The 17,909-nt window shown below is 39.3% G+C and carries 19 protein-coding genes; 15 read left to right on the top strand and 4 right to left on the bottom strand.

The features are described 5' to 3' along the window. Positions 1 to 48: 48 nt before the first annotated feature. Together NKR74_RS18735 and NKR74_RS18730 are read right to left on the bottom strand one after the other, a co-directional pair. Positions 49 to 594 (bottom strand): transcription repressor NadR, encoded by a 546-nt coding sequence (locus NKR74_RS18735; protein WP_098305044.1) that lies wholly within the window; start codon positions 592 to 594, stop codon positions 49 to 51. After that, complete coding sequence (locus tag NKR74_RS18730) at positions 591 to 1,733, bottom strand: IscS subfamily cysteine desulfurase (protein WP_098305042.1); 1,143 nt, start codon at positions 1,731 to 1,733, stop codon at positions 591 to 593. Before NKR74_RS18730 ends, NKR74_RS18735 begins: the two co-directional genes overlap by 4 nt. 136 nt (positions 1,734 to 1,869) lie before the next feature. On the opposite strand from NKR74_RS18730, the gene nadB reads away from it, so the two are divergent. The 13 genes from nadB to yajC all read left to right on the top strand — a co-directional run bounded on the left by nadB (position 1,870) and on the right by yajC (position 14,653). Next, positions 1,870 to 3,396, top strand: a complete 1,527-nt coding sequence (nadB, locus tag NKR74_RS18725; RefSeq protein WP_253630492.1) for an L-aspartate oxidase — start codon at positions 1,870 to 1,872, stop codon at positions 3,394 to 3,396. A gap of 21 nt (positions 3,397 to 3,417) precedes the next feature. Continuing rightward, positions 3,418 to 4,251: a carboxylating nicotinate-nucleotide diphosphorylase gene (nadC, locus tag NKR74_RS18720; RefSeq protein WP_098305038.1), complete on the top strand. Its 834-nt coding sequence runs from the start codon at positions 3,418 to 3,420 to the stop codon at positions 4,249 to 4,251. Between the two features lie 30 nt (positions 4,252 to 4,281). Beyond that, a complete protein-coding gene (gene nadA / locus NKR74_RS18715) occupies positions 4,282 to 5,388 on the top strand; it encodes a quinolinate synthase NadA (protein WP_253630491.1) in 1,107 nt (368 codons plus the stop codon). A 279-nt stretch (positions 5,389 to 5,667) separates the two neighbouring features. Next, complete coding sequence (safA, locus tag NKR74_RS18710) at positions 5,668 to 7,761, top strand: SafA/ExsA family spore coat assembly protein (protein WP_253630490.1); 2,094 nt, start codon at positions 5,668 to 5,670, stop codon at positions 7,759 to 7,761. Positions 7,762 to 8,113: 352 nt separating this feature from the next. Beyond that, a complete protein-coding gene (locus NKR74_RS18705) occupies positions 8,114 to 8,818 on the top strand; it encodes a YhcN/YlaJ family sporulation lipoprotein (protein ID WP_253630489.1) in 705 nt (234 codons plus the stop codon). Between the two features lie 74 nt (positions 8,819 to 8,892). Further along, complete coding sequence (locus tag NKR74_RS18700) at positions 8,893 to 9,090, top strand: hypothetical protein (RefSeq protein WP_141524997.1); 198 nt, start codon at positions 8,893 to 8,895, stop codon at positions 9,088 to 9,090. A 517-nt stretch (positions 9,091 to 9,607) separates the two neighbouring features. After that, positions 9,608 to 10,138 (top strand): BofC C-terminal domain-containing protein, encoded by a 531-nt coding sequence (locus NKR74_RS18695; RefSeq protein WP_253630488.1) that lies wholly within the window; start codon positions 9,608 to 9,610, stop codon positions 10,136 to 10,138. Positions 10,139 to 10,318: 180 nt separating this feature from the next. After that, positions 10,319 to 10,936, top strand: a complete 618-nt coding sequence (ruvA, locus tag NKR74_RS18690; RefSeq protein WP_098308025.1) for a Holliday junction DNA helicase RuvA — start codon at positions 10,319 to 10,321, stop codon at positions 10,934 to 10,936. Between the two features lie 5 nt (positions 10,937 to 10,941). Continuing rightward, positions 10,942 to 11,943: a Holliday junction branch migration DNA helicase RuvB gene (gene ruvB, locus NKR74_RS18685; RefSeq protein WP_098308023.1), complete on the top strand. Its 1,002-nt coding sequence runs from the start codon at positions 10,942 to 10,944 to the stop codon at positions 11,941 to 11,943. Continuing rightward, a complete protein-coding gene (locus NKR74_RS18680) occupies positions 11,940 to 12,140 on the top strand; it encodes a DUF2905 domain-containing protein (RefSeq protein ID WP_098308021.1) in 201 nt (66 codons plus the stop codon). Before ruvB ends, NKR74_RS18680 begins: the two co-directional genes overlap by 4 nt. Positions 12,141 to 12,158: 18 nt before the next feature. After that, a complete protein-coding gene (gene queA / locus NKR74_RS18675) occupies positions 12,159 to 13,211 on the top strand; it encodes a tRNA preQ1(34) S-adenosylmethionine ribosyltransferase-isomerase QueA (protein WP_098308019.1) in 1,053 nt (350 codons plus the stop codon). A 14-nt stretch (positions 13,212 to 13,225) separates the two neighbouring features. After that, on the top strand, positions 13,226 to 14,365 hold the full coding sequence (tgt, locus tag NKR74_RS18670; protein ID WP_098308017.1) for a tRNA guanosine(34) transglycosylase Tgt: 1,140 nt from the start codon (positions 13,226 to 13,228) through the stop codon (positions 14,363 to 14,365). Between the two features lie 27 nt (positions 14,366 to 14,392). Continuing rightward, positions 14,393 to 14,653, top strand: coding sequence for a preprotein translocase subunit YajC (gene yajC / locus NKR74_RS18665; RefSeq protein ID WP_098308015.1), 261 nt, complete (start codon positions 14,393 to 14,395; stop codon positions 14,651 to 14,653). A 44-nt stretch (positions 14,654 to 14,697) separates the two neighbouring features. Here the strand turns inward: yajC and NKR74_RS18660 are convergent, their stop codons facing one another. Further along, positions 14,698 to 15,084: a TIGR04086 family membrane protein gene (locus NKR74_RS18660; protein WP_098308013.1), complete on the bottom strand. Its 387-nt coding sequence runs from the start codon at positions 15,082 to 15,084 to the stop codon at positions 14,698 to 14,700. Positions 15,085 to 15,198: 114 nt separating this feature from the next. Here NKR74_RS18660 and NKR74_RS18655 point away from each other — a divergent pair, with 114 nt between their 5' ends. Continuing rightward, complete coding sequence (locus NKR74_RS18655) at positions 15,199 to 15,855, top strand: DUF421 domain-containing protein (RefSeq protein ID WP_098308011.1); 657 nt, start codon at positions 15,199 to 15,201, stop codon at positions 15,853 to 15,855. A 31-nt stretch (positions 15,856 to 15,886) separates the two neighbouring features. Here the strand turns inward: NKR74_RS18655 and spoVB are convergent, their stop codons facing one another. Further along, the gene (gene spoVB, locus NKR74_RS18650) at positions 15,887 to 17,446 is read right to left on the bottom strand and encodes a stage V sporulation protein B (protein WP_098308009.1); all 1,560 of its coding nucleotides are present in this window, start codon (positions 17,444 to 17,446) and stop codon (positions 15,887 to 15,889) included. Between the two features lie 121 nt (positions 17,447 to 17,567). Here spoVB and NKR74_RS18645 point away from each other — a divergent pair, with 121 nt between their 5' ends. After that, positions 17,568 to 17,852, top strand: coding sequence for a post-transcriptional regulator (locus NKR74_RS18645; RefSeq protein WP_098308007.1), 285 nt, complete (start codon positions 17,568 to 17,570; stop codon positions 17,850 to 17,852). Positions 17,853 to 17,909: the final 57 nt, after the last annotated feature.

The raw sequence follows: 17,909 nt of genomic DNA, 5'->3' as shown, positions 1-17,909 counted from the left end.
ATAAAAACAAAAAAATGCACAGAGATAGTAAAATTCTCTGTGCGTCTTTTAATAAACAAGAAATCCAGCTCTGTCTAACGCTTCACAAGCTGCATTTAATTTTTCAATAGAATCTGCCTCAATTGTGTGCAAATGAATTCCATCTGTAAGTTGAGATAAATAAGTCGCTTTTGTTTCTTCGATCTTTTTTAAATATTGTTCAAGTTCAAATCGGTTACTTACCAGAATCAAGGCAGTTAAATCTCCGTACACTGGATGTTCAACTTTTACATCTTTAATTGTAACTCCATGGTCAACGAGTATCGTAAGCTCTTGGCGTACTTGTGATGGCTCATGCTGAGAAACGATAGTGCGTTCGAATGTAGTATGTTGTTTTTCTGACGGTTTTAAATATAAATATCCTTGTGCCGTTGCTATAATGGGTTCGTTTCGTGCTTTTAATAAAGAAATATCTTGTACGATAACCTGACGGCTTACGTTTGTTTTCTTTGCTAATTCACTGCCGGATAACGGTTTACTTGCAGCGAGGAGCCATTGTAAAATGAGCTGTCTTCTTTCCTCACCTAAAATCTTTTTTTGTTCATTTTGATTCATTTCCTATTAACCCCTCTATTAAATTGATTTCCAATTGCTATAAGTGCATGAATTGTTGCATCAATATGTTCTGTTGTTGTTTGATGTCCGAATGAAAAGCGGACATATTGCTTCGCTTCGTCATGTTTTTTTCCAATCGCAAGCATCGTTTTAGAAGGCTCCTGTTTCCCGATTTGACAAGCGCTTCCTGTTGAAATCGCAATACCGCGGCGATTGCACTCTAGCATTGTATACTGTCCTTCTATTCCTTTTATTGTAACCCCAATGATATGTGGTAAACAAGAAGTAGAATGGCCTTCAACTTGTATTTCGTGTGAAATGGCTTGTAATTGCTGAATAAAGTATGCTCGTAATTCTTGTAAACGAGTTACTTCCAGTTGTTGATTCTTTAACATGTGCTGCGCTGCTGTAATAAACGAAGCGATGCCAGGAACATTCACGGTGCCGGGGCGAAACCCTTTTTCATGAGAGGTGCCAGGAAACACTTGCCCCCAACGAACTTGTGGATTTATATAGCATGCTCCCACCCCTTTCGGGCCGTAAATTTTATGAGCAGAAACAGAGAGACTATCAATGTTCATCTTAGTTACATCGATTGGTATTTTCCCAAATGTTTGCACGCAATCTGTATGAAATAAGACGTTATGTTTTTTGAGAATGGCTCCAATTTCAGCAATTGGTTGCAGCGTTCCAATTTCAGAGTTTCCATGTTGTATGCTGGCAAGCACAGTGTGTTCGGTAATAGAACGCTCGAGTGCATCAAGTTGAATCATGCCACAGCTATCCACAGGGACTTCGGTAATTTCATAGCCTTGCTCTTGAAGAAGGTGAAAGTAATTTCGGATAGAGGCATGTTCCATAGGTGTTGTAATGATATGCTTGCCGTTTCGAGCATTTAGTAATGATTGAAGCGCAAGATAGTTGGACTCTGATCCGCCACTCGTAAAAAAGATACCTTGTTCTTTCCCACTAATCATAGCAGCAAATGCTTGGCGGCAAGACTGTAATAAAGAGGAGGCGGTACCGCCAATATCATGTAAGCTTTGTTCATTTCCAAAATAATGTTCAGCGGCTTTTGTATACGTCTCTAGCGCCTCTTTACTCATAGGTGTTGTTGCAGCATAATCCATATATATCATAGAGCATAGCCCTTTCTTTATAAGATTTTCTTTTCGTTTTTATTGTCATTTTATAAAAAGCTCTTGTCATTATTTTAAATATATGTAAATATAGGTGTCAAGACAGTTGAAAAGTGTAAAGTAGGGGGCAATGAAAATGCCAAATGCAGATGTCTTAATTATCGGAAGCGGGGTTGCGGCGCTGCGCGTTGCGCAAACAATTTGTCACGAAAAGAATGTGATGATTATCACAAAGAAAACGAGACGGAATAACAATACAAATTTGGCGCAAGGCGGGATTGCGGCAGCAGTTGCTTCATACGATCATCCAGATGATCATTATAAAGATACGCTTACAGCAGGGTGTCATTATAACAATCCGGAAGCTGTTCGTTATTTAGTAGAGCAAGGGCCGAGAGAAATGAAAACTTTATTAGATAACGGTATGCGCTTTGACGGTGATGAACGAGGATTACACCTTGGAAAAGAAGGTGCGCATCGAAAACGACGTATTTTACATGCTGGCGGAGATGCGACCGGGAAAAATTTGCTAGAGCATCTTGCAGAGCAAGTACTTCCATATGTGACGGTTGTTGAACAAGAAATGGTTTTGGATTTCATGATAGAAAATCAAACTTGTCACGGTGTTGTTACACGTGATAGTGAAGGAAATATACAAAAATATTACGCACAGTGTGTTGTGCTGGCAACAGGCGGTATTGGCGGAGTATATGCGTTTACTTCTAATGATCGTACTGTTACGGGTGATGGGTTAGCGATGGTATATAGAGCTGGGGGAGAGCTTGTTGATTTAGAATTTGTACAGTTTCATCCAACGATGTTATATGTAAATGGGGATTGTTGCGGTCTTGTGTCAGAAGCAGTGCGCGGAGAAGGAGCTATTCTTCGAAACGCAAAAGGAGAGCGGTTCATGACGCGTATTCATGAACAACAAGACCTTGCACCGCGTGATGTGGTCGCGCGTGCCATCCATGAACAAATGTTAGCTGGTGAAACGGTGTATGTAGATATCTCATCTATTTCAAATTTTGAAAAACGTTTTCCAACCGTTTCTTTTTTATGTAAAAAGAATGGCGTTAACCTGGAAAATAAGTATATTCCAGTTGTACCAGGTGCTCATTTTCATATGGGCGGTGTAAAAACAAATTGTAACGGGGAAACATCGATCAACCGTTTATATGCAGTGGGTGAAGTCGCATGTAATGGCGTACATGGTGCGAACCGCCTTGCGAGTAATTCGTTATTAGAAGGCCTTGTATTTGGAAAACGTGTAGGGGAACACATTTTAGCAAATATCGGGTCACAAATAGTGACTAGCCACGTAATGATACAAGGCGATTTACAACATATGCAGTTACCGCAAAAAGAAGAAATACAAGAGATGATGATGAAATATGTTGGCATTGCCCGTACAGAAGAAGGCTTATTGTATGCGAAGCAATGGCTGGAGCAGTATGAAATATATAACAAGCCGCTCTCATATGAAACCCTTACAAATGAGGATATAACGATTATCAATATGTTAACTGTTTGTCAGTTACTAATAAAAGCTGCAATGCAAAGAAAAGAGAGTATTGGCGGTCATTATCGCAGTGATTTTCCAAAGCGTAGTAATGAGGTGCACGAAATTGTAATGAGAAAGAAAAAGTTACAATTAGCATAGCGAAGGGAAAAGAGGGGTTCTATGAATACATTAAAAGTAAAAGAGGCATTGAAACAATTTTTTCTAGAAGATATCGGGGAGCGAGATGTAACATCGCAGTTTATTTTTCCAAATGACCTGCAAGCGCGGGGAACGTTCCTAGTAAAGGATACGGGTGTTTTTGCAGGGGCCGATGTAATTAAGGAAGGTTTTACGTTATTAGATAATCGGATTGAAGTTACACTCCATGCAAAAGACGGAGATATGGTAAAAAACGGAGATATCCTTGCCACTGTACAAGGACCGATTGCTTCTTTATTAACAGCTGAGCGTGTTGTGTTAAATGTTATTCAGCGTATGAGCGGCGTAGCGACGATGACAAGAAAAGCAGTTACTGCACTAGGAAGCGATCATACACGCATTTGTGATACGAGAAAAACAATGCCAGGACTTCGTATGTTTGATAAATATGCTGTTGTATGCGGCGGTGGTTATAATCATCGCTTTGGATTATATGATGGTGTCATGATTAAAGATAATCATATTGCGTTCGCTGGTTCGATTACAAAAGCGGTAACAGCAGTGAAAGAGCGACTTGGACATATGGTGAAAGTAGAAGTAGAGACAGAAACGAAAGAACAAGTGTTAGAAGCAGTTGCTGCCGGGGCGGACATTATTATGTTTGATAATCGTATGCCAGAAGAAGTACGTGAATACTGTAAGCTTGTCCCAAGTGCGATTGTTACGGAAGCTTCTGGTGGAATTACGATTGAAAATTTAGCAGAGTATGGTCAAACAGGTGTAGATTACATTTCGTTAGGATTATTAACTCATTCTGTTAAAGCATTAGATATTAGTTTCAATATTGAAGTGTGATTGTGAGAAGGGAAGAGGGGGACTTCACAGATGAGTATTTTAGAAACAGTGCAACCGATTGAAACAATGTTACCAGAGCGTTATCAAACAATGGCAATTAAAGAAATGGAAGCGCGTGTACGTGAGATTAAAGAAAAGTTAGGGGAAAAGCTTTTCATTCCGGGGCATCATTATCAAAAAGATGAGGTCGTTCAATTTTCAGATTCAACGGGAGATTCCCTGCAGCTTGCGCAAGTAGCAGCGCGCAATAAAGAAGCAAAATATATTGTGTTTTGCGGTGTTCATTTTATGGCAGAAACAGCTGATATGTTAACAACAGATGAACAAATTGTCATTCTTCCTGATATGCGAGCTGGTTGTTCCATGGCCGATATGGCTGATATCGAACAAACAGAGCGAGCTTGGAAAGAATTGCAGCAATTATTCGGAGATACAATGCTTCCGTTAACATATGTAAACTCAACTGCTGCAATCAAAGCATTTTGCGGCCGAAATGGCGGCGCGACAGTTACATCTTCTAATGCGAAAGAGATGGTGAAATGGGCGTTTACACAAAAAGAACGTATTTTATTCTTACCAGATCAACATTTAGGACGTAATACAGCGTATGACCTCGGTGTACCATTGGAAAAAATGGCTGTTTGGGATCCGCACACAGATTCATTAGAATATGATGGGAATGTGGAAGACGTTCAGGTTATTTTATGGAAAGGGCATTGTTCCGTCCATCAAAATTTCACTGTGAAGAATATTGAAAGTGTAAGAAAAAATCATCCAGATATGAATATTATTGTTCACCCAGAATGCTGTTATGAAGTTGTTGCAGCTTCTGATTATGCAGGTTCAACAAAATATATTATTGATATGCTTGAAAAAGCTCCGTCCGGAAGTAAGTGGGCAATCGGTACAGAAATGAACTTAGTCAATCGTATTATTCAGCAGCACCCAGATAAAGAGATTATTTCGTTAAATCCATTCATGTGCCCGTGCTTAACGATGAATCGCATTGATTTACCACATTTACTATGGGCACTTGAAGCAATCGAGCGCGGCGAGCATGTAAATGTAATTCAAGTAGATAAAAAAATAACGGAAGAAGCAGTACTTGCGCTAAACAGAATGTTAGAGCGAGCATAGAAGCAACGGATTTCCGTTGCTTTTTCTTTTGTACATAATTCTTCTTTCATGAGCATACATTGTGTTGAAGCAATCATTGTGTTAATATCCGTTTTTATCCCGCATTAACGGACAGTAAGACCCCCACCTTAAGATTCAGAGAAAAGCGAAGAAGATAGGTGGAGATAACTGTCCGTAAAAGCCTGATTGGTTCAACTAACCGTCAGTGGGGGATGAAGAAAACCTCCACTGATGGAAGTTTCACTTTATTATAGATAAGTTATACAGGAGGGGGAAAATTTGAAAATTCATATCGTGCAAAAAGGGGATACCCTTTGGAAAATTGCGAAAAAGTACGGGGTGGATTTTGAAGCATTAAAAAACGCGAATACACAGCTCAGTAATCCAGACTTAATTATGCCGGGCATGAAAATTAAAGTACCATCTAACAGTGTTTCGATTAAAAAAAATCCAGGTGCTGGTTCAGTCCCTCCAAAAGAATATGTAAAAGAAGTGCAGCAAAAAGAATTTCCAGTTGCGCCTAAACCTCTTGGTATAGAAGAAGAGGAGGAGGCCGTTCCACAAGCTGGACCAATTACAGAAAAACCAGCAGCGCAAAAACCGCAGAAGGAAATGCAATTGAAACCACAAAAAGAAGTTCAAAAGGAGCAGCCTATACAAAAGGAGCAGCCTATACAAAAGGAGCAGCCTATACAAAAGGAACAGCCTATACAAAAAGAGAAACCAGTAGAAAAACTACCTGTTGTTGAGAAGCAACCCGTTGTTAGCAAAGTAGAAAAACAAAAAGAGAGCACAAAATTTTCCGTGAACATTTTACCACAGCCACCGCAACCGCCAGTAAAAGCGAAAAAAGATTATAAAATTGCAGATATTATAAAAAAAGGTAACGATTTAATTTCTCCGCAAGTAAATAAAATGAAGGGAAGTAATGTTGTCGCACCAGAAGTGAAGAAAGAAAATGTAAGTAATGTCGTCGCACCGGAAATGAAAAAAGAAAATGTAAGCAATATCATCGTGCCGGAAGCGAAGAAAGAAAATGTAAGTAATGTTGTCGCACCAGAAGTGAAGAAAGAAAATGTAAGTAATGTCGTTGCACCGGAAGTGAAAAAAGAAAATGTAAGCAATGTCGTCGCACCGCAGGTTACAAAAGAAATTCCACAAGTGCTTCCACCTAATGTTACGATGCCAATAATGGAGAATAGCCCAATACCAGGTGTTATGCCAATAATGGAACCCCAAATACCAGGTGTTATGCCAATAATGGAAAATAGCCCAATACCAGATGTTATGCCAATGATGGAAAATAGCCCAATACCAAATGTGATGCCAATGATGGAAAGTAGCCACATGCCAAACATGATGCCGATGATGGAAAGTAGCCACATGCCAAACATGATGCCGATGATGGAAAGTAGCCACATGCCAAACATGATGCCGATGATGGAAAGTAGCCATATGCCAAACGTGATGCCGATGATGGAAAGTAGCCACATGCCAAACATGATGCCGATGATGGAAAGTAGCCACATGCCAAACGTGATGCCGATGATGGAAAGTAATCAAATGCCAAACGTGATGCCGATGATGGAAAGTAATCAAATGCCAAACGTGATGCCGATGATGGAAAGTAATCAAATGCCAAACGTGATGCCGATGATGGAAAGTAATCACATGCCAAACGTGATGCCGATGATGGAAAGTAATCAAATGCCAAACGTGATGCCGATGATGGAAAGTAATCAAATGCCAAACGTGATGCCGATGATGGAAAGTAGCCACATGCCAAACGTGATGCCGATGATGGAAAGTAGCCACATGCCAAATATGATGCCGATGATGGAAAGTAGCCATATGCCAAATGTGATGCCGATGATGGAAAATAATCAAATGCCACCATTTGCACCAATGCCGTATCCATATCAACCATCATACCCACAACAGATGCCATATCAACCATCATACCCACAACAGATGCCATATCAATCACCATATCCACAGCAAATGATGCCAGGACCACATTATCAAATGCCATATCAACAAAATCCATACTACGGCATGCCAGCAATGCAAGGTATGCCGCCAATGCAGGGCATGCCACCATATGATATGCAATACACTTCTATGCCAAATCCAAATGTCGCACCTATAACAATGGATAATAATGCACCGCCAATTGCGCCAATACAAGAAGATTGTGGTTGTGATGATGAACCTAAATTATATAGCCCGCAGCCAGGTATGCCATACTTCCCACGTGAAACTTATCAGCAAAACCCATATATTCCGTATACACCGCAGCCGGGTACAATGTATTATCCATCAAATCCTCCTTCCGTATTTGGTACACCATATCCGGAAGAAGAGGAAAATTAAAAAGAGTGTCAGGGAGCCGTTCTTTTATAAAGAACGGCTTTTTTGTGAAAATCTGTGTGGAAATTCGGAAAAGATTAGATAATATAATAAAATAAGTACAAATGAATCCTGCTGAGAAAGAAAGTAGCAGAAATGGAACAAAAAATTGAAAAACTTGTTGAGTGGTTACAAGCGAAAGTAAAAGCCTTATCATTGAGCGTCTTCATGCCCGCTCGGAGCATAAACGTCGTTTAGCAGCAGCACCTCCAAACTTTTAAGTAAAATACTGACAGTGTAAAAACCCCCTTTGCGACTCATGATAAGAAGGAGCTTTTCGAAAGAAAAGTTCATCCTAACAGAGGGGGTTTTCATATTGAACAAACAAATTAAACTTATTGCCGCTTCTTTGTTAGTTACCAGTGCTTTAGCTGCATGTGGTACGACTACAAATAAAAGTGCGATGGACCGTAATGCAACTTATAATTACCAGCGTACATCGTACGATAATACCTATCCGAACAATAATGTAACGCGTACAGATCGTACCACAGATTATGTCACATACCGTAACAACGCAAAAACAGACCAGTATGGAAATGTAAAGTATTCCGATATTAACCAAAATATTCATGATCGTCGTGATAACGTCGGGTACAATTATTACCGTGATGTAAATTATCACGGTCAAATAGCGAATCCATATCCAACTCGTAATGTGACGATGAACAACGCGCCTGCTAACGCTGATTCCAAAACAGCTGAAGCTGTTACCAATCGTGTAAAGGGTATGCCTAACGTGGAACGTGTTTCTACTGTTGTGCGTGGTAATGATGTTGTCATTGCAGTAAAATCTCGCAGTGGGACAGATGAAAAAGCATTAACAGATGACATTCGTAAAGCTGTTGCGCCGCTTGTTAACAATCGAAATGTCTATGTAACGGCAAAAGAAGATATGTTTACTCGTGTTGACACGTTAAGCACAAGTCTTCGAAATGGGACAGTTACAAACAATGTAAATCGTGACGTAACGCAGCTGTTCCAAGACCTTCGTGCAAATGTAAATAATGTGGTGCGATAATGAAAAGGGGAAAGGGTTAGTCCTTTCCCCTTTTTTTATATGAAATGTATCGCATTGGGAGCTTAAATATAAGAGTGCGTGATTTTGACCTTTTTCTGTATGTTATAGTAAAAGCGGAAAAGAATATTCCTGTTGGTCGATATAAAGTAACTGGAAATAGCAATTTCGTTGTGCGTAGCGCTGGTGGTGGAAATATTGGTGTAGATAGCTATGTATTCCAAGCCAACGATGGCGATGTAATTCATTTCCTTCTTGCTTTCTTATATGATTAATGTTATATTAACAAAGCGATGAGCTAATTTACGTAAGACGAGAGATATGCTTAAGTGCTAAACACGCGGATGTGGCCGCCTGGTCTCTCGCCGTAAAACGCATCAAGACGCCTGCATGACAGGCGTCTTTCTTATTATATAGAAACCTAGCGGAGTAGGATGAAGATCCTATTCCGCTTTTTGTTGTTTATCCCGCATGAACGGGCAGTTATCCTCCCACCTCAAGATTCAAAAAGAAACGAGGAAGATAGGTGGGGAGATAACTGCTGGCATGCGCCCGATTGGTTCAACTAACCATCAGTGGGGGATGAAGAACCCCCCACTGATGGTTAGTTTCAATTTATTCTAGTCAGTTCCGTTTTCGTATTGTCTAGCTTCGCCTCCTAACTCCTTCCGCCTAAGAACCTTAGCCTAAGTGGGTTAACAGTCGGCGCCGCTTTTCTAGGGGATAAAACTTCTATTTTCGGTCAAACTGTAAATAGAAGTTTTTTATTTTCCCTAAAAGAGGTGACAGCATATGAAATTCATGATCATTGCAATGCAAATCGTGCTAGCTGTGTTTTGTTTTTATCATGAATCGAGTGTAGCATTGGCAGAAAGTTCGGGTAATGCAGTGCAACAAGAACCTCAAATTACAATCATGTTGCAGCGTACATATTTAGACGGGGAAGTGAGTCAGGAAATCTTCACGGAAAAGGTCGTGAATTTAGAAAAGCTTTTGGAGCAATATAAAGAGTGGCAACTTGTCGATCGAGACGATGGGCAAATTGTATTACAAAAGCGCATTGAGGATATTTCACCGTTATTAAAAACAAGCGGTTATTTTGGGGTTTCGAAAGAGGGGATTCTCCAAATTTTTAACGGTGTGCCAGAAACCGATAATGTCATTCATTCCTTCTTTCAAATTGATATGAAAAAGATGGAGAGTTATCAGCGTGAACGGTTGAAGCGCGGGATTCGGGTGAAATCAAAAGAGCGATTTGTGGAAGTAATGAAGGATATGGAGCAGTATTCTAGGAGTAATGGAAACAGCCGTAGCTTAAAATAGCTACGGCTGTTTCTTATTTTTGTTTTTCTAAAATCATTTTGCAATATTAATTTTTTGAAGGTGCTCTGTCAATATGAAAATGACAAAATAGAATAGAGAACATTTGTTGGGGGAATCTCGCATTTATATCATTATTTATGTTAAAATGGAATACATGATTTGAGAGGGAGAGATACAGTTTTGTTTGAATATATTACAGGTTATGTGGAATATGTAGGACCGGAATATATCGTTCTTGACCATAAAGGAATTGGTTATCAAATTTTTACTCCAAATCCGTATGTATTCCAAAGAAGTGAACAAGAACTTCGCGTATATACATATCATTATGTAAGAGAAGATATCATGGCCCTTTACGGATTTAAAACGCGTGAAGAGCGTTTGTTATTTACAAAGCTTTTAGGTGTATCGGGGATTGGACCAAAAGGTGCCCTTGCGATTCTAGCTTCTGGTCAAACAGGGCAGGTTGTGCAAGCGATTGAACATGAGGATGAAAAATTCTTAGTGAAGTTCCCGGGCGTTGGAAAGAAAACAGCGCGTCAAATGATTTTAGACTTAAAAGGGAAATTGGCAGATGTTGTGCCGGATGCCTTTGTTGACTTATTTTCAGATGCAGAGCGTTTCGATGAGAAGAAAGGAACATCTGCGGAGCTTGATGAAGCACTGGAAGCACTTAGAGCACTTGGATACGCAGAGCGAGAAGTGTCTCGCGTTGTGCCAGAACTATTAAAAGAGTCACTTACGACGGATCAATATATTAAAAAGGCACTTAGTCTTTTACTAAATGGTAAGAGGTGAGTAGAATGGACGAACGTCTTGTCTCGGGGGAATCCGCATATGAAGATGTGGACTTAGAATATTCGTTAAGACCACAAACGCTCCGTCAATATATTGGGCAAGATAAAGCAAAACATAATTTAGAAGTATTTATTGAAGCGGCAAAAATGCGTGAAGAAACGTTAGATCACGTCTTATTGTATGGACCGCCAGGACTTGGGAAAACGACATTAGCAAATATTATTGCGAATGAAATGGGCGTTAATATTCGTACAACGTCAGGACCGGCAATTGAACGACCAGGTGATTTAGCAGCGGTATTAACGGCGCTTCAGCCAGGTGATGTTTTATTCATTGATGAAATTCATCGTTTACATCGCTCAATTGAAGAAGTATTATATCCAGCGATGGAAGATTTCTGTCTTGATATTGTAATTGGAAAAGGTCCGACAGCGCGCTCTGTTCGGCTCGATTTACCTCCGTTTACACTAGTTGGTGCAACGACGCGTGCAGGTGCGTTATCTGCACCGCTTCGAGATCGTTTCGGTGTATTGTCTCGTTTAGAATATTACACAGTTAATCAGTTATCAGCCATTGTAGAACGTACAGCAGAAGTGTTTGAAGTTGAAATTGATTCGTTGGCTGCCTTAGAAATTGCAAGGCGTGCACGAGGTACACCGCGAATTGCGAACCGTTTACTGCGCCGTGTACGTGATTTTGCGCAGGTGCGCGGTGATGGAACCGTTACGATGGATATTACACAAATGGCACTTGAACTACTGCAAGTAGATAAACTTGGGCTAGATCATATTGATCATAAATTATTGCTTGGTATTATTGAAAAATTTCGTGGAGGTCCAGTTGGATTAGAAACAGTCTCAGCAACGATTGGGGAAGAATCTCATACAATTGAAGATGTGTATGAGCCGTACTTACTGCAAATTGGCTTCCTGCAAAGAACACCAAGGGGCCGCATTGTTACACCGCTTGCCTATGAACATTTCGGAATGGAGATGCCGCAAGTATGATGGATATGTCAAAGCTGCTTATTACGGCTGGTATCCTTTTGGTTGTTGTTGGATTGGCTTGGAAGTTCATAGGAAGACTTCCAGGCGATATTTTTGTGAAAAAGGGGAACGTTACCTTTTATTTTCCTATCATTACGTGTATTGTGATAAGTATTGTATTATCTTTTATTATGTATGTCATAAATCGATTCAAATAGAAATAGGTGAACATAGTTATGGATATTAATCTGTTTGATTTTCATTTGCCAGAAGAACTCATTGCACAAATACCGCTTGAAGAACGTGAAACATCAAGATTAATGGTGTTAGATCGTGAAACGGGTGAGATTCAGCATAAACATTTTACTGATATTCTTTCTTATTTGCATGAGGGTGATTGCTTAGTTTTAAATGAAACGAAAGTGATGCCTGCTCGTTTGCATGGTGTAAAAGAAGATACAGGTGCACATATTGAAGTGCTTTTATTAAAGCAAGAAGATGGAGATACTTGGGAGACGCTTGTTAAACCTGCGAAACGTGTGAAAGAAGGAACGGTAATTTCTTTTGGTGAGGGAAAACTAAAAGCAACATGTGTTGGAACTGGCGAACAAGGTGGTCGTCAGTTGGAATTTTCGTATGACGGTATTTTCTATGAAATTTTAGATGAACTTGGTGAAATGCCGCTTCCTCCGTATATTAAAGAAACGCTTGAAGATCGTGACCGTTATCAGACGGTATTTGCACGCGAAGTTGGTTCAGCAGCAGCGCCAACAGCTGGGCTTCATTTTACAGAAGAGCTATTAGAACAACTGAAGCAAAAAGGCGTTCATTTAGCGTTTATTACACTGCATGTTGGACTTGGGACATTTAGACCAGTTTCTGCAGATACAATCGAAGAACACCATATGCACGCAGAGTATTATCATATGTCGGCGGAAACAGCAGATTTGCTAAATCGTGTAAAACAAGAAGGCGGCCGTATTATCACTGTTGGTACAACATCAACGCGTACGCTTGAAACAATTGCAACAGACAATAATGGTAAGATTTGCGCAGCTTCTGGCTGGACCGATATTTTCATGTATCCAGGATATGAATTTAAAGCAATCGATGGTTTGATTACAAACTTCCACTTGCCAAAATCAACATTAATTATGCTTGTGAGTGCATTTGCAGGAAGAGAAAATGTTCTTCATGCGTACAATGAAGCGGTAAAAGAAAAGTATCGTTTCTTTAGTTTCGGTGATGCGATGTTTGTTGCATCTCACTCTAAAGTAGAGAAGAAATAAAAAGGAGTAACTATATGACAGCAATACGTTATGAATTAATTAAAACATGTAAACAAACAGGAGCACGTTTAGGCCGCGTTCATACACCGCACGGTTCATTTGAAACGCCAATTTTTATGCCAGTAGGAACACTTGCGACAGTAAAAACAATGTCGCCAGAAGAATTAAAAGCAATGGATGCGGGGATTATTTTGAGTAATACATACCATTTATGGCTTCGTCCTGGTCATGAAATTGTACGCGAGGCAGGCGGTTTGCATAAATTTATGAACTGGGATCGTTCAATTTTAACAGATTCTGGTGGCTTCCAAGTATTTAGTTTAAGTGACTTCCGCCGCATTGAAGAAGAAGGTGTTCATTTCCGCAATCACTTAAATGGAGATAAATTATTCTTATCGCCAGAAAAGGCAATGGAAATTCAAAATGCACTTGGTTCTGATATTATGATGGCATTTGATGAGTGTCCGCCGTTTCCAGCGACATTTGAGTATATGAAAAAATCAGTAGAGCGTACGAGCCGCTGGGCAGAGCGTTGTTTAAAAGCGCATCAGCGTCCGCAGGATCAAGGTCTATTTGGTATTGTACAGGGCGGAGAGTTTGAAGAACTTCGTCGCCAAAGTGCACGCGACCTTGTTTCAATGGATTTCCCGGGTTATGCAGTTGGTGGATTATCTGTTGGAGAACCAAAAGATATTATGAATCGTGTGCTTGAATTTACAACACCACTTCTTCCGGATAATAAGCCTCGTTATTTAATGGGTGTTGGATCTCCAGACTCGTTAATTGACGGTGCAATTCGTGGTATCGATATGTTCGACTGTGTACTTCCAACTCGTATTGCGCGAAATGGTACATGTATGACAAGTGAAGGTCGTTTAGTTGTAAAAAATGCAAAATTTGCAAAAGACTTTGGCCCGCTTGATCCAAATTGTGATTGTTACACATGTAAAAACTATTCACGTGCATACATTCGTCACTTAATGAAATGTGATGAAACATTCGGAATTCGTTTAACGTCTTATCACAACCTGCATTTTCTGTTAAAATTAATGGAGCAGGTGAGACAAGCTATTCGTGAAGACCGTCTTGGAGACTTCCGTGATGAGTTCTTTGAACAGTATGGCTTTAATAAACCAAATGCTAAAAATTTCTAATACATAATAATTAAGGAGGAATAAAAGATGAATCCAGGTATGATGAATATTATCATGATCGTTGCGATGTTTGCGATTTTCTACTTCTTATTAATTCGCCCGCAACAAAAGCGTCAAAAGGCAGTAGCACAAATGCAAAGCGAACTGTCAAAAGGTGATGCAATCGTAACAATTGGCGGCATGCACGGTACAATTGAATCTGTAACTGATACAACAATCGTGATTAAATCTGGTGGCTCACACCTTACATTTGATCGCAGTGCGATTCGTGAAATTGTAAAAAGCTAATGAAAAAAGCTGTCCCAAAAGTATTACTTTTAGGACAGCTTTTTTTAATATGTTGTACGCTTACCAATGTTGACTCCGAGTATGCCCCCAATTGTACTTGCTGCAATAATCACAAGTTGATATAGAAGCTGTACCTTTGATAACGCCGATGAAAAGCCTAAATAATTTACAAGAAATACGAGAATGGCAAATACGACTCCAGTGGATCCACCGACAAACCATCCTTTTCCTTGTGCTTTTACCCCAGCAACAAATCCAGCGATTATTGTCGACACAATTGCGAGAACAAAAAGTGCGATGGATAAAGTTCCTTCATTTATGTTTGTAAACTTCAATAATAAAGCAATGATGATACTTGCTAGGCAAGCGAAGATAAGTAAGGTAACGATGCCGAATCCAACTGCAATTGATAATTTTTTCGTTCCATCCATAGAGCATCTCTCCTTTCTAATACAAGCATATTTCCTGTTTTGCTAAGTTAGACTAGTTTCTTTTTGTGCGGGGAAACTAATAGATAGAAATTGCAACGAGAAAGGAAATGAAAGATGGAACTAGTTCAAATTGTCTTTCGAACAATTATCTTATACAGTGTGATGTTAATTATTTTTCGTCTAATGGGAAAACGTGAAATTGGGGAATTGAGTGTTTTGGATTTAGTCGTTTTTATTATGCTGGGTGAAATGGCGGTTATTGCGATTGAAAATATGGATAAATCCATTTGGCATCAACTCGTTCCGATGGTGCTTATTATGGTCATCCAAATTGCTTTATCCCTTGTTTCGTTAAAAAGTCAGCGTATTCGTCATATATTAGAAGGAGAGCCGGCTATTATCGTGCGTGAGGGAAAAATCGATGAGAAGCAAATGCGTAAACAGCGTTACAATATGGATGATTTGCTCATGCAATTACGTGAGCAAAGTATCGGTGATATACGTGATGTGGAATATGCCATTTTAGAGCCGTCTGGAAGATTATCAGTATTTGAAAAACAAAAAAGTAAAAAAAGTAAAAATGACACACCATTATTTTCAGTTCCGCTTATTATTGATGGTGAAATTCAACGAAAACATTTATATATGATGGAACATACCGATATATGGTTGGAAGACAAACTAAAGAAATTAGGGTATAAGGATATTGAAAACATTTCATATTGTAGTTTTCAAAACGGCCAGTTTTTTGTTGATCTAAAAGATAAATAAAAAGTTGCTTCTTGAAATAGGCAGCAACTTTTTATTTTAAAAAAGAGAATTTACGAATGATAGGTAATCGAAGTAATTCTTCTTTTCTAATAAGGCGAAAGAGGATTAAAAGGAAGATATAAAGTACCGTAGTTAATAGTACTTCCCATAATGTTTGCATACCCAGTGAAGGCGAAAAGAAAATGTATTTATGCATATAGAAACCTGCTCCTCCGGCAATGATCATGGCAAGCAATCCGTATACATAATCTTTTATATAAATAGTAAACGTAATCCTTTTTAATACCGTTGCATAGTGAAGCAAGGTAACGGTAACGATATTTGCTGCGATTGCAAGGGCGACACCCATCATTTGAAATTCTGGCTGCGAGGCAAGGACGAAAATAACAAGTAATTTCACAATGGCTCCAATAAACGTGTTCATCATGGCGGCACGTGCCAAATTTAAGGCCTGTAATACCGATGTGAGCGGTCCTTGAAAATAGTGAAATAAAAAGCAAGGTGCGAGTACTTGAATAAAAAGGGTCGCATTATCGGAACCGTACATAAGAGTTAAAACCGGTGCGGCGAATACGTATAGAATAACAACAGACCATCCTCCTGTAATAAGAGAGATGCGCATTGCTTGCTGCAATCTACGCTCTACTAAACGGTGCTGCTTTTTAGCGTTTGCTTCACTAATAGAAGGAACGAGCGCTGTTGAAAGAGCATAGGTAATAAAAGCTGGCAGAGACAAAAGTGGAAATGCATATCCATTTAATATACCGTATTGCTGCGTTGCGATAGAGGCTGTAACTCCGGCCATTGCTAAACTTTGCATGACAACAATTGGTTCAAAAAAATAAGAAATGGATCCGATTAAGCGGCTTCCAGTTGTAGGAAGTGCAATATCCATTAAAGAATAAAAGGTGTCTTTGCTTTCTTTCACAGTACCTATAAAATGAGATCGAATAGAAAGATGTTTTTCTTTTTGAAACAATGTTAATAGAAATAAAAGAGAAGCAACTTCTCCGAGCACGGCAGATAGCATTGCCCCCGCTGCAGCGTATTCTATTCCATATGGTAAGAAAAAGCGTATGCATACTGCGATAATTGTAATGCGAACGACTTGTTCTAGTACTTGTGCGTAGGCGCTCGGTTTCATGTTTTGTCTTCCTTGGAAATAACCGCGAAGCACAGAGGAAACTGCAATAACAGGTACAACGGGTAAAATAGCGATTAATGGATAATAGGTTCGTTTATCGGTTAGTAAGGTTTCTGCTAACAAAGGTGCCAGAAGCATAATTCCGGCTGTTAATAGAATACTAATGACTGAGGTAATAGCTAATGAAACGGTTAATATTTTTTTTACTTGTTGCTTATCATGTGTAGCCTCTGCTTCAGCGATCAGTTTTGCGATGGCAACTGGGAGACCGATTTGCGTAATGGTAATAGCTAATATAAATGTTGGAACAGCCATCATATATAATCCAACACCTTCTTCTCCTAAAGTACGTGCCATTACAATGCGATTAATAAAGCCTAATATTTTCGTGATAAATCCAGCTAACATTAAAATAAAAGCACCTCGTAAAAAGGTTTGTTTCGTCATAGTTTTCTCCTACCTTCTCAAAATCAGTGGAATGATTTACAATAATTTATATGCATCTATAAGGCAAGCATGACAAGCATTTGAAATAAGGAACGTGAGATAAGAAGGAGATGAGCTGGAAGTGGTTGGAAAAGAAGAGTTAATAGAAGCATACCGGGAACAGTTAAAAATCGTCTTAGAAAGTAAAGTAGAAGAGTTTCAAATGCTCGGCTATGAGCGCGTTACAACGGAAGACGTTTGGAAATGTTTAAAGACCCGAAAGTGGAAAAAAGTAGCTAGTGATGTCAGATTGTATGAGCTTGTAAATGATGTGTTAACGTTAACAGCTAACGATTACATGACATTTTTAACGATGAAGGCGTATCAAGCACCGCTTTGGTCGTTCGAAGAATATGAAAATAAATAATAGGTTGTAATTGGTTTGTTCTTCCTCTTGGAGTATAATAATGAATACTGATAAAGA

It is taken from the genome of Bacillus sp. 3103sda1 (assembly GCF_024159135.1).
In the GTDB taxonomy this organism is placed as follows: domain Bacteria; phylum Bacillota; class Bacilli; order Bacillales; family Bacillaceae_G; genus Bacillus_A; species Bacillus_A rhizoplanae.
This window is presented reverse-complemented; position numbering and strand designations above follow the sequence as displayed.

Excerpts from the sequence above, each read along its gene's own strand:
- nadC (WP_098305038.1), top strand. The coding sequence starts at position 3,418 with ATGAATACATTAAAAGTAAAAGAGGCATTGAAACAATTTTTTCTAGAA.
- spoVB (WP_098308009.1), bottom strand. The coding sequence starts at position 17,446 with ATGACGAAACAAACCTTTTTACGAGGTGCTTTTATTTTAATGTTAGCT.
- queA (WP_098308019.1), top strand. The coding sequence starts at position 12,159 with ATGGATATTAATCTGTTTGATTTTCATTTGCCAGAAGAACTCATTGCA.
- NKR74_RS18680 (WP_098308021.1), top strand. The coding sequence starts at position 11,940 with ATGATGGATATGTCAAAGCTGCTTATTACGGCTGGTATCCTTTTGGTT.
- tgt (WP_098308017.1), top strand. The coding sequence starts at position 13,226 with ATGACAGCAATACGTTATGAATTAATTAAAACATGTAAACAAACAGGA.
- NKR74_RS18655 (WP_098308011.1), top strand. The coding sequence starts at position 15,199 with ATGGAACTAGTTCAAATTGTCTTTCGAACAATTATCTTATACAGTGTG.
- yajC (WP_098308015.1), top strand. The coding sequence starts at position 14,393 with ATGAATCCAGGTATGATGAATATTATCATGATCGTTGCGATGTTTGCG.
- NKR74_RS18730 (WP_098305042.1), bottom strand. The coding sequence starts at position 1,733 with ATGATATATATGGATTATGCTGCAACAACACCTATGAGTAAAGAGGCG.
- nadB (WP_253630492.1), top strand. The coding sequence starts at position 1,870 with ATGCCAAATGCAGATGTCTTAATTATCGGAAGCGGGGTTGCGGCGCTG.
- nadA (WP_253630491.1), top strand. The coding sequence starts at position 4,282 with ATGAGTATTTTAGAAACAGTGCAACCGATTGAAACAATGTTACCAGAG.
- NKR74_RS18735 (WP_098305044.1), bottom strand. The coding sequence starts at position 594 with ATGAATCAAAATGAACAAAAAAAGATTTTAGGTGAGGAAAGAAGACAG.
- NKR74_RS18695 (WP_253630488.1), top strand. The coding sequence starts at position 9,608 with ATGAAATTCATGATCATTGCAATGCAAATCGTGCTAGCTGTGTTTTGT.
- NKR74_RS18660 (WP_098308013.1), bottom strand. The coding sequence starts at position 15,084 with ATGGATGGAACGAAAAAATTATCAATTGCAGTTGGATTCGGCATCGTT.
- ruvB (WP_098308023.1), top strand. The coding sequence starts at position 10,942 with ATGGACGAACGTCTTGTCTCGGGGGAATCCGCATATGAAGATGTGGAC.